Here is a 16,390-nt window from a genome sequence, read left to right as displayed (position 1 = left end):
CGGTCGTGTCCTCCATCGTGCTCGATTCCTCCGTGGTGTCGAACCGGTGATCGACCCCTCGGTCGCCTCGAACTCCGTGATGACGACGACCGTGTGGCTTCGCACCTCGTGCATCTCCGAGCGGAGTTCGTCGACGTTCGTCGACTCCGGCGCGTGGAGCGTCGGCGGGACGACCGCCGAAACCGGTAACTGAGAGCAGTCCTCGTAGTCGGCCTCGTCCGGGTCACGGCTGTCGAAGACGCCGACCACGGTGTCGAGCGACTCGTCGTTCTCGCGCGCCGTCAGGTCTCGCCGCCTCGGCCCGACTCCTGCTCACCGACGCCCGCCCTGCACCGCCGGGATCAGCGTGAGCGTCGCGTCCGGGTCGAGGTGCTCGTCCAGGTCGACCTTCTCGCCGTCTACGACCACCCGGACGCTCGGCCGGAACGTGGGGTCCTCGTCGTCGGTGAGCAGGTACTGGGTCGCTCGCGGGTACGCGTCCAGGAAGCACCAGAGGGCCTCCTCCACGGTGCCGCCCTCGAACGCGACCGTCGCCGTCTTGCCGCCCGTCGAACTTCGCAGAGGGCCGTAGACCTCGAACTCCATGGTCGGGTGGTCTCGGGGGAGGGGCTTGACGACTTCGGCGACCGGTCAGCCCCGGCGTGGTGCCCACAGTCCGTAGCGGATCAGGACGAACCCGACGGCGATGAACAGCATCGGTCGGCGCTGGTTGCGGCGGTACGCCGTCTAGGCGATGTAACTGATCGGTGACGAGGTCGTACTCGCGGAGTCGTTCCAGCCGCCGGTAGACGGTCCCCGTCGAGAACGCCTCAGTGGTTCTGTAGGAGACAGTATCACAAATCACTGATAATTTGACGACGTACTCGCGTATCGGCACGATAGTCGAATACGACTCTCCGACGGGGAGAATCGCCGACTCATCCCAGTACACCGTGACTCCTCTCTGAGAAATAACATACTACTTAACAACCTAATCGATGTTATCGCATTCGTTATGGACGACGATCCGCCGGTCGACGACGAGCGCGGCAGTCGTTCCGGTGAACTGCCAGCGGGGGACCTCCCGCCGCGAGAGATTCTCGACTTAGATCACGTCTACGAGGCACTGGGCCATCCCCGACGCCGATATCTCTGTTACACGCTCCTCGAGGACGCACAGTGGTCGCTGACCGATCTGGCGACGAAGATCGCCGCCTGGGAGGCGGACGTCCCGGAGCACGCGGTCGGCCCCGACCAGCGGGAACGCGTGTACGTCTCGCTGTATCACGCGCACGTCCCCAAGTTGGTCGACGAAGGGATCGTCACCTTCGACGAAGAGACCGAGACGATCACGGCCGCCGAGAACGCCGAGCAGGTGCTCGCAGCGCTCAGCGGCATGGGTGCGAGTCTGGACGGTGACCAGGAGACACACGCACGGGGAGACATGAATGAGTGATATCGACGAGACCGGAACGACGAGCCACGACGATCCGAACCTCGATGGTGACGTTCGCTGGCAACAGGTCGCACAACGCCTCTACGAGTCGGATCACGACGGGGAGCTGACGACCGTGATCGTGTACGCGATCGCAGACGCGATGGACGTCGACCCGAAGGAGGTGACGGCTCCACCGCTGTACGAGGTCGTCGACGTCCCCGGCATCGAGAAAGCCTTCTTCGGTTAGGCCTCGGCCGGGGAGTCTCGTCAGGGCACCGGCACCGTCGAGTTCCGGTACACCGACTACCTCGTCAAAGTGCGGAGCGACGGGTGGGTACAGGTGTACGAACCCGCTGCTGCCGAACCCCCGTGACAGTTCGGTCGAGCGCGCTGATCGCCCCTGTCCCCGACACCGTGCCAGAGCGCACGAGTGATACGGCGACCGGGAGCACGTGCCGCCGAGTGATAGCGTTCGAAACCCCGAACTCCAGTGAGCGGTGAAGCGTCTGGTACGGTGTCCAGTCGTGTCGTCCTGACCGGTGTCGTTGCCAGTGTCTCTGCACTCGCCCGCCGCTGGCCGGACACGAACGCGGCCGCTACAGCGGTCGATGTCTCACGGCACGTCAGCACGCCAGCACGTCACGGGGCGACGGGACGGCTCACTCGACCGCGATCCGGGCTACGCCGAGTGGTCCCGGGACGCCGTCTCGGCGAGGACCGATCCGAGCGCCCGCCGCTCCGCTCGGCGCAACACGTCACTCACCGTCGACGGTGCGACGTCGAACAGTTCGGCCAGGTCCGCCGTCGAACATCGCCGTGGCGAGTCGTAGTAGCCACGGTCGTACGCCGCCGTGAGCATCTCACGCTGACGCCTCGTCAGAAGTGCGTTCCCGTTCGACCCATCGGAGAGTGCCGTCACCTCGACGACACCGCCTTCCGACTCGAGTTCCGTCACGAACGCCGAGAGAGCCGACCGGGAAGTGTTGCACTCGATATCTGCCCAGCCGTCCTGCACCTCGATGGGGTAGACGGGTGGGACGCCGCTTCGCTCGGCGGCCCGATAGATCGTCGAGCGTGTCCGGTACGAGAAGACGAGTCGGTCGGCGGTTCGCGCCACGGTGTCGAACTCGGTCACCGCCGGATCGCTCCGAGCCAGTTCGACGATCTCCGCCGGGGGCGCACCGGTCACCGAGACCAGCGTCACGACGTCGTCGTCGACGCCCAGCGCCGAGAGTGCCGTCACCGTCGCCGATGGGTACATCCGGGAGAGTCGGCCGATCCACAGCGACTCGGGGAACCGGACCTGCAACCGAGCGTACACCATACCGGTCACTGGCGGAGTGGCCCGATGTGCGTTCCGCTTCGTCAGTCGAGGTCGGCCACGAACGCGACGAACTCCTGGCCGTCGTACAGCGGTGGGCCGTGCCCGAACAGGACCGTGTCGGGGTCGAGGTCGGCGACCGTCCGGGCGGACTCGCGGTTCCGGTGGCGGTCACTCGTGAACACTCCCGGCGGTTCGTGCAACCCCGGTCGTGTCGTCAGCAGGTGCATATTCACGAGGACGTCCCCGAGGACGAGCGTCCCGTCCGACTCGCGCCAGAACGAGACGTGGCCCTCGCTGTGGCCCGGCGTCTCGATCACCTCGAAGCCCGCCACCTCGTCGCCGCCACGGAGTCTGCGATCTACCGGGTGACCGGGACCGACCCACAGTCGTTGCTGGAGCCACCCGATCGGACTTGCCGGCATCGAGTCGTACACCGCGCCGCTCTCCGCCGTCTCGACTTCCGGTGCCGGCACCCAGTACGGCACGTCCAGTCTCTCACAGATCGCGGCCGACGCGCCCTGATGATCCGGGTGGACGTGGGTGAGCGCGTGTGCCGCCACGTCGTGTCCGCCGAGTGCTCCCACGAGTGTCCGTGCGGCCCACTTCGTCCGCGCGTCCACGAGGACGTCCTCGACGAGGTAGGCGTTGATCCCGTCGCGGACGCCTCCGAGCGAGTAGACCCCCTCGGCGACTCGTCTCACGGCCGCCTCCTCGAGTGTGCCGGTCGGACTGTCTCCCGTGATTGCGTCGCTGTATCGTGCATAGGAGGTCGACGGTCGGTCGGTACGTGAGTTCTCTCTGCTACAGGTTCGGGTGTTTAAGTCGGTGGTTCCCGCGTCCTCGGGCGTGGGAGGAGTTCACAGAGATGCAAGGAGGAAGCCCACGACTTTACTCGTGGGAGGAATCCGGCACCGCTTGAAACAAACCACGGGCGATAGCAGTCCGACTCCCCCACGCCAATCGTATACTTGATAAAGAGCCAATCCAGTATGTGAAACACGGATGGGGGACGTAATCCGCACCGTCAAGATCAAACTCGATGTCCCCGACGAGCGGTGCAACGACCTCCATCAAACCAAAGACCAGTTCCTCCATTGTGCGAACACCACCGCAGAATGGGCGTGGAGATACCCGAACGACTACTGCATAACCTCGAAACAGAAAGCCGAACAAGCCCTCTACGAGCAACTCCGAACCGAGACGGAGTTGACTGCGAACCTCGTTCAGAAAGGGATTCGGCGGGCTATCGAGGCCACGAAAAGCGGAGTCGCCCGACTCAAGAAAGGCGACACCACCAGTCAACCACACTTCGATGCGTGGAGCGTCGTCTACGACAAGCGAAGCGCGACATTCCACCGCGACCACGTTTCGCTCTCAACCGTCAACGGTCGTGTCGAGTGTGACTACGTGCTTCCCGACGATGCGGAGGGGACGCCGATTGGTTCGTACCTGCTGAACGAGGACTACGAGTTCCGAATGTCCACGTTGCAGTACGACCGACCCACGGAATCGTTCTATCTCCACGCACGGATGCGCCGAACCACGGACGAACAAGAGCAGTCCACGACTGCTTCTGATGCCAAGCACAGCACAGTCCTTGGCGTTGACCTGAACGTGGACGGCTCGCTCGCGGTGACTTCCACAGGCGCGTTCATCGGGAACGCCGACGAGATGAATCATCGACGCCGAGAGTATGAGAAGACTCTCGGGTCGATGCAACAGACAGGTACACGGTCGGCACACCTGTCGATACAGTCGATGAAAGACCGCGAACACCGCTGGATGCAGGACGAACTCCACCGCGTGTCGAACCGGATTCTCGACGAAGCCCGCGACCACGACTGTACGCACATCGCATTCGAGAATCTGACTGATATCCGCAAACGAATGGCTGGTGCAAAGCGGTTCCATGCGTGGGCGTTCCGTCGTTTGTTCGAGTACGTCGAATACAAAGCCGAGATGCTCGGTATCGAGGTCGAGCAAGTGAGTCCTGCATACACGTCTCAGCGGTGTTCGTCGTGTGGATTTACCCACGAGAACAACAGAGGGTCGAAGCATCAGTTCGTGTGTCAGAAGTGCGAGTACGAACTGAACGCGGATTATAACGCGAGCAAGAACATCGCTCGCAAACTCTTGAAACGACTCCACTCGGGGCAGACGTCTTCGAGTGGAGGTGCACCCTGTCAGTGTGCGCTCACGTCAGGGACGCTGAACCTAAACGGCGATTACACCGCCTCCGTCGATTCGACGGCAGAAGGGGAGTCCACTGACAAGCCCACGACTGAAGTCGTGGGTAACTGACGGTCTCTCCGTGATCTTCTACGGACACCGGCGAAAACAGGACGTGGCCCACGATTCGGTCTCCGTCGACCGCGACGAGCGAGACGAGCGCCGCGTCGGCGTCGTGTAGTCGCTGGACGAGTCGTGACTCCTCCGTCCGTCCGTCGAATGCGCGCCGATGTACCTCGTAGACTGCATCGGCATCTGCCGCAGTACCGCGTCGTATCTGCATGCGATGTCGTCTCGTTCGAGTCGACGACCCCAGGTGAGAAGACTGTCTCGAAGCGAGTCGACGTGGTTCGCGCCGATGCTCTCCGCTGGCCGTCGGCATCGTCGTGTCCGGAGGCGGAAGTCGCCTCTCGACCCGTCTCGGTGTCGAGTCGGAACGTTGAGGGAGGCAACGAGAGAGGAGTGAGCCATGAGCCAGACCGTCCAGGAGATTCGGAACGCGATTCGAGCGGCGACGGGCCGCTTCGAGCGGGAGTTCGCGGCGTCGTTCACCAAAGAGGAGTTGCAGGCGATCTGTGCGACACTGGACGTCGCTGTCGAGGAGGCCGGGCGGCCGTCGACAGGGCGGATGCGACAGCAGATCCGGGCACAAGTCGGCATCGCGGAGTCTGCCGATGCGGCGGACGACTCGACGTTCCGGAAGGCCGACCTCCAGGTGATCGCCGAGGCGGTCGGGGCGTCGGCCGACGAGTAGTCGCCCGTCGCTCCTGTCGCGTGGGTGCCGTGAGTCTCAGCCGGAGTGCCACCGAAGTCGCCACTCCGGGCTGATCTCTTCTCGACTCGGTAGCCTGTGAACAGTCGAAGCGCCCGGACTGATCGGACGGCACGAGACGACTGTTGACCATCTCGTAACTATCTCGTATGCATACGAAAGCTTATGATGATATGTCACCTTCTATAGTCGATCATGAGTATTCGAGGCGACGGTGACGCAGGTGGTGTGTGGAATGGTAACACGAGTCGGCGACAACTGCTCGCAGTGGGCGGTCTGGTCGCCGCCGGGAGCCTCGCTGGTTGTCTCGGTCGGGTCGCGTCTGCGGTGACGAACACGGGGGCCTCGCCTGCGGCGGTGTTCGCGGGCTCACAGAGCGAGAGTTCGGGAGCGTTCGTCGTCGGGAGACCGCACGTGAGTCGGCTGACACCGTCGCTGGCGGAACGAGTCGAGGTCGAGGGCTGGGTCACGTCGTCGCCGGTCATGGCGCAGAATCACAACTCCTCGCGGAGCAACGCGCCGGGGGAAGGATACGCTCGTGACGCCGACGCCGACGACGACGGCCTCGGTGACGGCAGCGACGACGCAGACGATGACCTGGAAGCCCTCTACGAGTATCTAGGCGGCGAGGCGATGGTCGCCGAGCGGTTCACGGTCTGCTTGCCCGACGCGGAGGTTCCGGGTGGGAACGGGAGTATCGAGGAGGCGGTGACACCGGAGCGGCTGCTCTCGTATCTCACTGGCGAGTTGGATGGTGAGGGTCGCGTCTACTCCTGGGGAGCGCCGAAGGCTGGTCCGGATGGCGGTGGCGATTGTGACGACAACGACCGAGAGGTATTCCCGGATGCGGTGTGCGGGACGACGCCGCACTTCGTCGCGGAGGTGACCGGGCCGGTGTCGACGGGCGGTGGGCTCGTCGCGCACCGAGCGAGCGATGGCACGCTACTCGTCTCGAACGACCCTGCTGGTGAGCAGGGGGCATCGGTCCTGGTGTGTCCGGCTGAAGGTGAGCCGTTCGAGCCAGTAAACATGCAGTCGTGGGGGGCACGAGGGGACGGTGTCCCGCCTGTTCTGACGCAGCAGGGGCGGGTCAACGGGGTGACTGTCGCGCAAGTGACTGTCCAGCCACCGGGATGTCCACGCCCGTTCCCTGCGTTGTTCTACGTCGGGCGGGCCGCGAGTAACGACCAACTCGTCTACACGGGCGGGTGGGTCATCGACGACGCGTCGCTGTACGAGGGGTCGAGTACCGTCTTGTCGGTGGTGGACGATGCGCCTGTCTTCGGTGTCGCTACCACTGCCCTCTCTGACCTCGGGGCGACGTTCGAGGATGTGGCTGGTGGCGATGTCCGTCGTCGGATCGTCATGCGACGCCGTCGCGGAGCGCGACTCGACAGGGGCCCTGTCGACGAACTGGTCGAGCGAGGCGTGCTCTCCGAGGGAGGGAAGGAGACGGCCGATTTGTTCATCCGGAAGAAGCCGGGTGGACGGCAACTGAGTGAAGACGGAGGATACGTGCTGACCCATCTTCCGCTGGACGCACCGGTCCTCCATCTGACCACTGCTGATGGCGCGTCGAACGAAGTGAAGTTCAAAGCCGGCGCGGAACTGTCGAAGGCCGTGAACTAGGGTGCTTTCGAGACGGATATCGCCCCGCGTGTGCCACGACGTGACGGCTTCACTCTGGAGTCTGTCTTCGATCCGTTCTCGTCGATACATGCGTTCAGCGAAACGTCGACTCGGCACTGGTAACAGGTAGTCAGTCGTCTCCGAGATACAGTAGTTCGGTTTATGTTAGTTTGACACTTTCAAATCACACAGACCAGTATCGTGGTTTCCTCCCGGTCGAGCATCGAGAGTCCCCTAGATAACAGAGGCGTCATCTACATTCGACTGGTCGAGAGTCCTGCGATTCCGATAGCAGTACTGTCACATATTTGTTCTGTAGCCGACTACAAGACACGCTTCATTTATTTACGACAAACTTTTTAATAAAACAACGTGTCGGCACAGTCGACTGGCAGTAGCGAACCGCTACGGCCAAAACCCATACCATGACAGACGACACACAGCCCTCCATCGACGCATCGAGTACAGCCACGACCAGACGCAGTTGGCTCAAGGGACTCGTCGCGAGCGGCGTGCTCTCGGCGAGCGGAGCCGTCACGGCAGGCGCGGCGAGTACCGACATCGAACAGATCGGTGCGGGCAGCATCGCACACATTCAACCGGAAGACGGCGGTGCTGCACCCCGAGAGATCTACGCCACGGACGACCTCTCGGCACCGTACCCATCGAACGACTGGTGGACGACGCTCCTGTGGCGGCCGCTCTCGGACAATCTCTGGGTCCACCCACTCGCAGCGCGGGTGACCGACTCGGGACTCGCGCTCACTTATCCCGACGAATGGCAGGTCGGCGACGCGCCCTACTCGTGGGGCCCCCGGACCGACGACTTCGCGGAGGTGACGGCCGAACCCGAGGCCAGTACGAATCCCATCGCGCCGGATCTGACCGTCTCGCACCCGGACGTCTCCGGAGAGACGCCAGCGAAGGTCGCCGACTACGGCGACTGGTCCGTCACGTACCGGCAGACAGACGGCGACGCGAGCGTGGAGGCGACGCTCACGCAGGGTTCGCCGTTCGTCTACCTCGAGACGACTGGCGGTGGTCTCGACGTCTCCTTCGACGGCGACGTCTCCGTCTGGCACGAGCGAAGCCACGTTCTGGGCGTGACGATCGGTGACTCCCACTACGGTCTGTTCGCGCCGCCGGGTGCCTCCTGGGACGGCGTCGGCTCAGACTCCGTCTCCTCGGCTCTCGAGGGTGCAGGCTACGCCTCGATCGCCCTCTTGCCCGAGGCGTCACCGGACGTGCTGAACGCCTTCCGGCGGTGTGCGTACACCTTCGTCACCGACACCACCGTCACGTGGGAGTACGACGCGGAGCGGTCGGCGGTCGTCACCGACTACGCGTTCGAACTCGACGCGAAACACGGCAACGGCGACGAGACGCTGACCGCGCTGTACCCCCACCAGGCGAAGCGAACCACGGACGACCTGCACGACTGGTCGTACGTCTCCCCGCGCGGCGAGATGCCCGCCCTCAGTGGGTCGGGGTTCACGACCGAACTCCCGTACCGTGGCGTCCTGCCGTTCCTTCCGGACGTGGCCGACGTCCCGAACCTCTCGGAACACGTCGACAGTGTCGAGTCCGAAGGGACGCTCATCCGGGACTTCCAGGGCGACGGCACCTACTGGAACGGGAAGAACTTCGAGCGACTCCTCCAACTCGCACCCATCGCCGAACAGATCGGCGACGAGGCGGCCGCAGATCGGTTCCACGACGCGATGCGGGCGGAACTGGAGACGTGGTTCTCCGCCGAGTCTGACGGCGAGGTCGCCGCGACCGACCTGTTCTGGTACGACGACGTGTGGGGGACGCTGAACGGCGCGCCGATGAGTTTCGGTGCCGACACCGACCTCAACGACCACCACTTCCACTACGGCTACTGGGTGAAAGCCGCCGCAGAACTCGCACGCGACGATCCCTCGTGGGCAGACGAGAACGCGTACGGTGGGATCGTCGACCTGCTCGTCCGCGACTACGCGAATCCGGACCGTGACGACGACCGGTTCCCGTTCCTGCGGACCTTCAGCCCCTACGCGGGCCACTCGTGGGCTTCCGGCAGCGGCGAACTCCCGGCCGGCTGTAACCAGGAGTCCTCCTCGGAGGCGATCAACGCCTACGCCGCACTGATCCTCTGGGGCGAACTGACCGGCGACGACGAGATCCGCGACACCGGCATCTACCTCTACACCCACGAGGTCCACGCATCCCTGGAGTACTGGTTCGACATCGCCGACGAGAACCTCCCCGAGACGTGGGACTACGACTACGCCGCGATGGTCTGGGGTCGTGGCTACAAGTACGCGACGTGGTTCAACCAGGACCCCGAGTCGATCCACGCGATCAACTACCTGCCCGTTGGCGGTCACTCGATGTACCTCGGGTGGAACAGCGACGCCGCCGCGGCGAACTGGCGTGAGTTGCTCGAGAACGACGGCTACGACGGGAGCTTCAACCTCGGCTGGTACACGGACGTGCTCTGGGAGTTCCGGGCGTTCTCGAATCCCGGGGAAGCGCGTGAGTGGTACGACACCGACTACAGTGCTGGTGACTTCGGCGAGTCGCGTGCCCACACCGCCCACTGGATTTACACGCTGGATGCCGTCGGATCACCCGATGCGACCGTGACTGCCGATACGGCGTGCTACTCCGTGTTCCGGGACGGGACGACGCGAACGTACGTCGCCTACAACGCTGGTGACGCAGAAGAGACGGTGTCCTTCTCCGACGGGACTGAGCTCTCTGTCGAACCGGGTGCCACGGCGACGACCACTCGGACGTTCGAGTCGTTGCCTGGGCTCTCCGGGGCGTTCCCGACCGTGGACGGTGCGGAGAGTGGCGAAGGCGATGGGAACAACGGGAAGTCCGGTCAGGGTAACTCCGGTCGGCAGAACCCCTGACGAAGGAATCACTGACCGCTCGGAATCGGGAACCCCGTTTCGACAGGTACGGTGACCGATCGAATTCCCCCGGCGGATTGATTCAGCCGTTCGCACAGCAGGGTACTCACCACTCCCGAGACTTCAGCGTCAGCGTAGCCAGTCGACTAGCACGAGCAATAGAGTCGAGGGGCAATCGTATCGCATTACTGGAGTTCTTCGATCAAGCCACCCACCGCCTCGTCGACGACGCTACGCTCGACACGACCCTGCCAGAAGTCGATATCCTCTTTGTCAATCGATTGGACACCCCAAGGAACGATCCTGCTGTCGTCCGGCGTCCCGCCACGGAGCCAGCTCTCTGCAGGAATCGCGATGAGTCCGTCCATCCACGATTTTGTCATCAACGTCACCGCAATGTACTGGTCACCGTAGAACGGCCGTCCCTCGTGGTTCGAGAGGATACGCCACGGTCGAGCCTCCTCCTCGTCTTTGAACGGATCGTCACCGTAGACGACATCGCCCCGTTCGAAGATCGGGCTGTCGTCGTCGGTCACTGCTCGTCCTCGACGCTTGGGTGCTGGTCACTCGGCGCATGCTTGCGCCACGAATCTGTATCCTCTGTGCCGAGTTGCTCGTTGAACAGGGTGGTTGCCCGTTCGTACCTACCGTACGCCTCCAGTCGCTCGGTGTCGTCGGTTACAGCCCAGTACGTCGCCTTGTGTTCGACGAGATCGCGATCCTTCAATCTCGAGAGGGCGGTACTGACTGCCCCCTCGTCGGCGCCAGTCTGCGTAGCGATTTCGCGGGCCTTGAACGCCCGATCCCTGTTGGCGACGAGAAATCCGAGGACCTGATCAGTGATCGAAAGATCCGCGAGTTCGTCCTCGCTCGTGTTCTCGAAGGTATCCCGATCGATCGACATCGGTGAGTGAGGCTACGTCAGACACTGTAAAGAGTGTTAGGAGTGAAATGCATGAAAATACTGTGCGAAATGATGATCCACTCTTGAATCGAGATCGATACGCCCAGACGACGTCACCACGGTCCAGGTCCGCGAACGCGGTCACTGTACGTCGTCCATCTCGTCTGTCTTGAGTGCTTCGAGCGTCTCGTCGCCGTACTGTTCGTCTGCAGTCTCGTAGTGGCGATGGAGCCGATACGTAGCGTGGAGCCGTTCTGCATCGTCAGTGATCGCCCAGTACGGGCGCTTGTGCCGCACGAGACCGCGCTCCTTCAATCGCGAGAGAATCGCACTGAGTGCGTCTGTATCTAGCCCGAGTCGCTCTGCGATCGTCGCCGCCTTCCACGCTCGGTCGTCGTGGTCGTCGAGAAACAGCACGATGCGCTCGGTGTCAGTCCGTTCGTCGAACTCGTCGGCATCGGCGCTCTCGAACTCCTCGATATCGATGGGACCGCCCGACATAGACCACTGCTGGAGGTGTTGGAACATAGCTGTTTGGCATGTTGGGATCGTGGATCGGTGTTTCAGTGCCCAGAGATGCGAGAGGGATGACTGGCGCTCGCTCGCGGAGAGTTTGAAACAGGCCGAGCAGGATGCAGGAGTCGACGACCTGCTCGATGCACACTTACTGGCACTGACTGCATGTGCTCCTGCAGACGAGTTGCAGCGGCTTCCTGAGTACGATGTGAGTGGCGACGAGTTCCCGATACAGATGGTCTTCCGTCGAGAGACAGCTTTCGAGACTTCAGTATCAGGTTGAGGGAGATGGGTGAACTAGCTGTGAGGTGACGGGACGGAAGCGAAAACACCTCGTGGAGGTCAGTGGCGAACTACGAGACGGAGACTGAGAAGAGCTTAGATCGGCCTCCTACCGTTAGGACCACTTTTGCGACCGGGTAGTGTGGGTCGCAGTATCAACAGTCAGCAGGTAGAGAACGTCTTACTGAGCATCCCCTCTAGTGACGCCCCCGGTTGCCCGGCCGAGTTAGAGTTATTTTCCGAGATCGAATGCGCCCACGGTCACGCTCCGGGAGACGGTCAGCCCCGGAACGTCGAATCAGCCAGCGGGGGCGATTACCGACGATACCGAGCAGGCACTCTGTCTCACCCGGTGTCTCGCCGACTCAAACACCAGTCACGAGCAGTAAGTCCACGCGTTCCGAATTCGGGATGCATCGAAACTCCTTCCACGAAAACACCTATGCCAGAGAACACTCATGTCCCGGTAGATGCCAAGTACACTCGAAATTGAGGGCTATTACTTTGATACACAAGAACTGAAAAACGCGTATCACCTCGTTCCCGTTCCGAGTACGACCGAGGAGACAGATTACTCGGAAGCCGCACTTCGGGGAGTACTACGTTATTTCGCTGATTGGGGACCCGCGAGAGAAGAACGACTGAACAACGCAGCTGTTGAGACGATCGAGACGCTAACAGCTGCGGAAAAACGGAGCCTCTATCAGACTTTGGTCAGGCGCCTCTCGAAAAACCTCAACGATCAGTACAGCTTCAGTGTCGAACCTGCTGACCTCGAACGGTTCTTCGAGCATATCAGTGCCGATCCTGTTCCCGAATCCTTCGCAACATTCCTTCTCCAATCCGTTCGGCAGACTTCACAGCGAATTCACGAGTACCGACAGGAACTCCTGGAAGAGGGACCTGAGGAGACGAAGAGTTTCTTCGAGGCAATTCGACGTCTTCCGGGACCCTATCTGACGGCCAAAGCGAACCAGTACGAAGGCGACGACAAGATCAACGGAGTCCGTTTCCGAGCACTTCAGTCGATTAAATCGCAAAGCGGGTTAACGATCGACGAACTGGTTACGTTCATCGACGAAGAGAACGAGAGTCACGAGAAGAACATCGCTCAGGGTTATACGCCGTTCACTACGGTCGGCCAGCTATACTACGACTACTACAAGCCTCGACTGAATACGTACCTTCAGACGTTATCCGACTTTTTTCTCGAGCAGAGTGGCGCATTGGAGTCGACCCAGCATATCGTCAATCACTCAGAGCCACGTCACAAACTCGACGACTTCGCATGGCTAGCGATATTTCCGGCTACCCACGAGAGCCAGACTGAAGCGTACCAACTGTATCTGGGGTTCCACGGGGATCGCCTCTCGTACGGACTCCACGTTGGCGACGAGAAGCGTGGTGGGGAGTGGAAGCAGCAACGCGACCTCGAACGGGTAACCGAAGAAGACGTGACTGCGGGGGACGTACTCTCGAAGTTCGAGTCAGTCCTTGAGAGCTACCACACTCTCAACGGAATCACCGAACCGAACCGGCCCGAGCGACCGCCGATAGCTGACGTAGTCGAACGCCAGCTCGACATCGCGAAGCAAGTCGTCTTCTACGGTCCACCTGGTACGAGTAAGACGTTCGAGGCGAAGCGGTTCGCCGACTGGTGGGTAAATGAGCGAACCGAAGGCGAACCGACACAGAGTCAGGTTCGGTCGGTCACGTTCCACCCCTCGTTCTCATACGAGGACTTCATCGAGGGGTTGACTGCCGATGCGACCGACTCCGGGAGCGTCTCCTACCGAGTCGAAGACGGTGTCCTGAAGAAGATCGCCGAGAATGCATCCGACGCCCTGCGAGCGACTGAGGACGGTGAGAGCCCACCGCCGTTCGTCCTCATCATCGACGAGATCAACCGCGGAAACCTCGCGCAGATACTCGGTGAAGTGATCACGCTCCTCGAAGCCGACAAGCGGGATAGCTTCGAGACCGAGCTTGCCCACTCGGGGGAGACGTTCACGATTCCGTCGAACCTCTACGTCATCGGGACGATGAACACGGCCGACCAGTCGATCGCGCTGGTCGACACTGCACTACGTCGGCGGTTCCGGTTCATCGACTTCCCGCCGAACATGGAGTTGGTGTTCGGGGAGTACGACACGGAAAACACCGAGCCACGAAGCGCTGTCACAGAACGCTCTGATGCAGTCCAACCCAGAGAACGTCTCTTGGGCGCCAGTGTTCTCGCAGTTCGAACGCTGAACGAACGTATCTTGGAAGCCCCGCAACTCGGGAAGGGAAAGCAGTTGGGACACACGCATCTTCTCGGCCACGATTCGGCACAGGAGCTTTCCGATGCCTGGCGCTACGACATCCTCCCACAGCTCGAGGAATACTACTTCGGTCAGTTCGACCGCCTTCGTGACGAGCTCCTGCGTGAGACGGGCGATCGACTGGTAGACTGGGACACCGAACGGATTCGATCGTTCGACGTCCACGACCTGTACAGTGCACTGTGCGACCTCGCGGGTATAGACGATCCCGTCCCACTCCCTCGATCTGTCGCTGCTGAGTCTGATGGGGGTACTACCGAAACAGTACAGCAAGATGCGGAAGATCCGTGGGCTGCCGGGGAACGAACACCCGACACGTTCCGTCAACGACTACCGTCGACGCTCAACGACGAGTCGGCAGCACAGATCGACAGAGTACTCGACGTCGGTGAAGAGGTCGGCTGGTTGGACGCGGGCCGAGGCGAGAACAACGCGTCTGTGATGGTGAAGTCGGACGATGTCGATCCCGGTGTCGGAATCATCAAGATCGATCAGAAGGGAGAAATCGGATTCCGGTGGAATTGGTTACACGACCGGGACGAGAACCCACTCACTCGGGAATTCATCGAACGAGCAGGCCACGTCTTCGACGACATCGACGGCTACGAGCACAACTGGAACCCGGACGCAGGAGACGATGGCTCCTTCACCGAACCTACACTCGCCATAGACGAACTCACCGAGGAGGAGGTTACGGCTCTCGAACGAGGCCTTCGGTCGTTCGTCGAAGAAGCGCGGGTGTTCCGAGATGAGTGACTCCGTCACCACCGGTCGACTCGGGTCACCGATCCGAGCAGAAAGCGGGGCCGGATCGAACCGTGATGGAGACGTCGTCTCGCTCGAAGAGCACGACAGTTCTCACCCGATCGAACTCGGCCAGAGAGACATCACGTTCCTGGAGTCACTCGACGATCTGGGCCAGACGACGCCGCTCGACACCTCATTCACCAGCGACGGTTTGGTGATCATCGAAACCGGTTCTCACGTGGGAACGATCACGCTTCCCAGCGGGCTACAGATCGAAGTGACGCCAAAACAGACGGTGACACGGCTGCTCTGGGCGCTACAGTACGCGTTCGATACACCCGTGGAGACGTTCGACTTCGAGACGTCGTTCACCAGTGCATCGTCGTTCTTCGATGCACTCGGCGTGCTCTTCCAGGCTGAACTCCAGACCGTCCTCGATCACGGGCTTCACCGTGACTACACCAGGAGGCGCGAGATTCGGAACCACGTTCAAGGCCGAATAGACGTACAGCGACAGCTCCAGCGACCGACCGCCGTGACGACCGATTTCGCAGTCGAGTACGACGAATTCACTACGGACAACCTGTTGAACCAGACGGTTCTCGCCTCACTACGGATTCTCTTGCTGCTCGTGCAGAATGAGAAGCTATCTAGTCGACTGAAACAGCAGGAGCAACAGCTTCGGGAGTTCGTTTCTGTGGAACCGGTTTCGATGACCGACCTTCGGCAGATCGAGCTCTCACGCTTGAACGACCACTACGAGGCACTACTCGAACTGGCACGGTTGATCCTCGCACGCGAGTTCTTCGAAGACGTGCGGGCGGGAGAGCGCCGCTCGCTGGCGCTATTCGTCAATATGAACGACGTGTTCGAGCGGATAGTCGAACGGGCATTTCGAGCGGCAGCGAAGAACATCAGCAATCTCCAGGTAGAAGGACAGGCCTCGATACCGAACCTCGTCGAAGGCCCACATGCAGTAACAATGCGCCCCGACGTACTCGTGACTCGTGACGATGGCACGCCAGTCACCGTGGCTGACGCCAAGTGGAAAACAGGATCGACCTCTTCAGGCGACGTGTACCAGCTGACTTCGTATATTTTGGCCCTCGAAGCTCCCGGTGCGATCGTCTATCCGCAGACGGGTGGTGAGCGAAAAGAGTCGAGCGTGATGGGAACGTACCCACTGCGATCGATCGAACTCGCCACCAACCCCGACGTAGATACGTACGACGACTACGTCACGGCTCTCGAAGAGAGCGCCCGCCAGTATCTGAACGCGATCGAGGGAGCCTCAGAGTCCGTTCACGACCGAACCGAGTACGCCTAGTCTCCCTGCTGGACGTTCC

General features: G+C 61.6%; 16 protein-coding genes. 10 read left to right on the top strand and 6 right to left on the bottom strand.

Annotated features, from left to right (window positions below; all coding sequences use genetic code 11):
- Positions 1-46: 46 nt before the first annotated feature.
- Complete coding sequence (locus LI337_RS09010) at positions 47-193, top strand: hypothetical protein (protein ID WP_227229515.1); 147 nt, start codon at positions 47-49, stop codon at positions 191-193.
- Between the two features lie 119 nt (positions 194-312).
- On the opposite strand, the gene LI337_RS09005 is transcribed toward LI337_RS09010, so the two are convergent.
- Positions 313-585, bottom strand: coding sequence for a MoaD/ThiS family protein (locus LI337_RS09005; RefSeq protein WP_227229514.1), 273 nt, complete (start codon positions 583-585; stop codon positions 313-315).
- 409 nt (positions 586-994) lie between these two features.
- Here LI337_RS09005 and LI337_RS09000 point away from each other — a divergent pair, with 409 nt between their 5' ends.
- Both LI337_RS09000 and LI337_RS08995 read left to right on the top strand, forming a co-directional pair.
- Positions 995-1,435 carry a DUF7344 domain-containing protein gene (locus tag LI337_RS09000; protein WP_227229513.1) on the top strand — a complete coding sequence of 147 codons (441 nt, stop codon included), beginning with the start codon at positions 995-997 and terminating at the stop codon, positions 1,433-1,435.
- Complete coding sequence (locus LI337_RS08995; RefSeq protein ID WP_227229512.1) at positions 1,428-1,664, top strand: HalOD1 output domain-containing protein; 237 nt, start codon at positions 1,428-1,430, stop codon at positions 1,662-1,664. Before LI337_RS09000 ends, LI337_RS08995 begins: the two co-directional genes overlap by 8 nt.
- Positions 1,665-2,096: 432 nt before the next feature.
- Here LI337_RS08995 and LI337_RS08985 read toward each other — a convergent pair whose 3' ends face one another.
- Together LI337_RS08985 and LI337_RS08980 are read right to left on the bottom strand one after the other, a co-directional pair.
- On the bottom strand, positions 2,097-2,741 hold the full coding sequence (locus tag LI337_RS08985) for a helix-turn-helix domain-containing protein (RefSeq protein WP_227229511.1): 645 nt from the start codon (positions 2,739-2,741) through the stop codon (positions 2,097-2,099).
- Positions 2,742-2,782: 41 nt separating this feature from the next.
- Positions 2,783-3,442, bottom strand: coding sequence for an MBL fold metallo-hydrolase (locus LI337_RS08980; protein WP_227229510.1), 660 nt, complete (start codon positions 3,440-3,442; stop codon positions 2,783-2,785).
- 301 nt (positions 3,443-3,743) lie between these two features.
- Between LI337_RS08980 and LI337_RS08975 the strand changes: the two genes are divergently transcribed.
- From LI337_RS08975 to LI337_RS08955, 4 genes are all read left to right on the top strand, one after another.
- Positions 3,744-5,042, top strand: coding sequence for an RNA-guided endonuclease InsQ/TnpB family protein (locus LI337_RS08975; protein ID WP_227229509.1), 1,299 nt, complete (start codon positions 3,744-3,746; stop codon positions 5,040-5,042).
- Positions 5,043-5,439: 397 nt separating this feature from the next.
- Positions 5,440-5,724: a hypothetical protein gene (locus LI337_RS08965; protein ID WP_227229507.1), complete on the top strand. Its 285-nt coding sequence runs from the start codon at positions 5,440-5,442 to the stop codon at positions 5,722-5,724.
- Between the two features lie 213 nt (positions 5,725-5,937).
- Positions 5,938-7,371: a hypothetical protein gene (locus LI337_RS08960; RefSeq protein ID WP_227229506.1), complete on the top strand. Its 1,434-nt coding sequence runs from the start codon at positions 5,938-5,940 to the stop codon at positions 7,369-7,371.
- 425 nt (positions 7,372-7,796) lie between these two features.
- The gene (locus LI337_RS08955) at positions 7,797-10,271 is read left to right on the top strand and encodes a glycosyl hydrolase (RefSeq protein ID WP_227229505.1); all 2,475 of its coding nucleotides are present in this window, start codon (positions 7,797-7,799) and stop codon (positions 10,269-10,271) included.
- 185 nt (positions 10,272-10,456) lie between these two features.
- Here the strand turns inward: LI337_RS08955 and LI337_RS08950 are convergent, their stop codons facing one another.
- The 3 genes from LI337_RS08950 to LI337_RS08940 form a co-directional block, all read right to left on the bottom strand.
- Positions 10,457-10,807 (bottom strand): type II toxin-antitoxin system PemK/MazF family toxin, encoded by a 351-nt coding sequence (locus LI337_RS08950; protein WP_227229504.1) that lies wholly within the window; start codon positions 10,805-10,807, stop codon positions 10,457-10,459.
- Entirely contained in the window at positions 10,804-11,175 is a 372-nt protein-coding gene (locus LI337_RS08945; RefSeq protein ID WP_227229503.1) for a MarR family transcriptional regulator, read from the bottom strand. The genes LI337_RS08950 and LI337_RS08945 overlap by 4 nt, the downstream gene beginning before the upstream one ends.
- A gap of 141 nt (positions 11,176-11,316) precedes the next feature.
- Positions 11,317-11,676 carry a MarR family transcriptional regulator gene (locus LI337_RS08940; protein ID WP_227229502.1) on the bottom strand — a complete coding sequence of 120 codons (360 nt, stop codon included), beginning with the start codon at positions 11,674-11,676 and terminating at the stop codon, positions 11,317-11,319.
- 611 nt (positions 11,677-12,287) lie between these two features.
- On the opposite strand from LI337_RS08940, the gene LI337_RS20355 reads away from it, so the two are divergent.
- The 3 genes from LI337_RS20355 to LI337_RS08930 all read left to right on the top strand — a co-directional run bounded on the left by LI337_RS20355 (position 12,288) and on the right by LI337_RS08930 (position 16,371).
- Positions 12,288-12,362, top strand: coding sequence for a hypothetical protein (locus tag LI337_RS20355; RefSeq protein WP_465269966.1), 75 nt, complete (start codon positions 12,288-12,290; stop codon positions 12,360-12,362).
- A gap of 81 nt (positions 12,363-12,443) precedes the next feature.
- Positions 12,444-15,053 carry an McrB family protein gene (locus LI337_RS08935; RefSeq protein WP_227229501.1) on the top strand — a complete coding sequence of 870 codons (2,610 nt, stop codon included), beginning with the start codon at positions 12,444-12,446 and terminating at the stop codon, positions 15,051-15,053.
- Positions 15,046-16,371 (top strand): McrC family protein, encoded by a 1,326-nt coding sequence (locus tag LI337_RS08930; protein WP_227229500.1) that lies wholly within the window; start codon positions 15,046-15,048, stop codon positions 16,369-16,371. The genes LI337_RS08935 and LI337_RS08930 overlap by 8 nt, the downstream gene beginning before the upstream one ends.
- The last annotated feature ends 19 nt before the right edge of the window (positions 16,372-16,390 follow it).

It is taken from the genome of Salinirubrum litoreum (assembly GCF_020567425.1).
GTDB classification, from domain to species: Archaea; Halobacteriota; Halobacteria; order Halobacteriales; family Haloferacaceae; genus Salinirubrum; species Salinirubrum litoreum.
The sequence above is the reverse complement of the archived record's forward strand: the minus strand, read 5'-3'. Positions and strand labels throughout refer to the sequence as shown.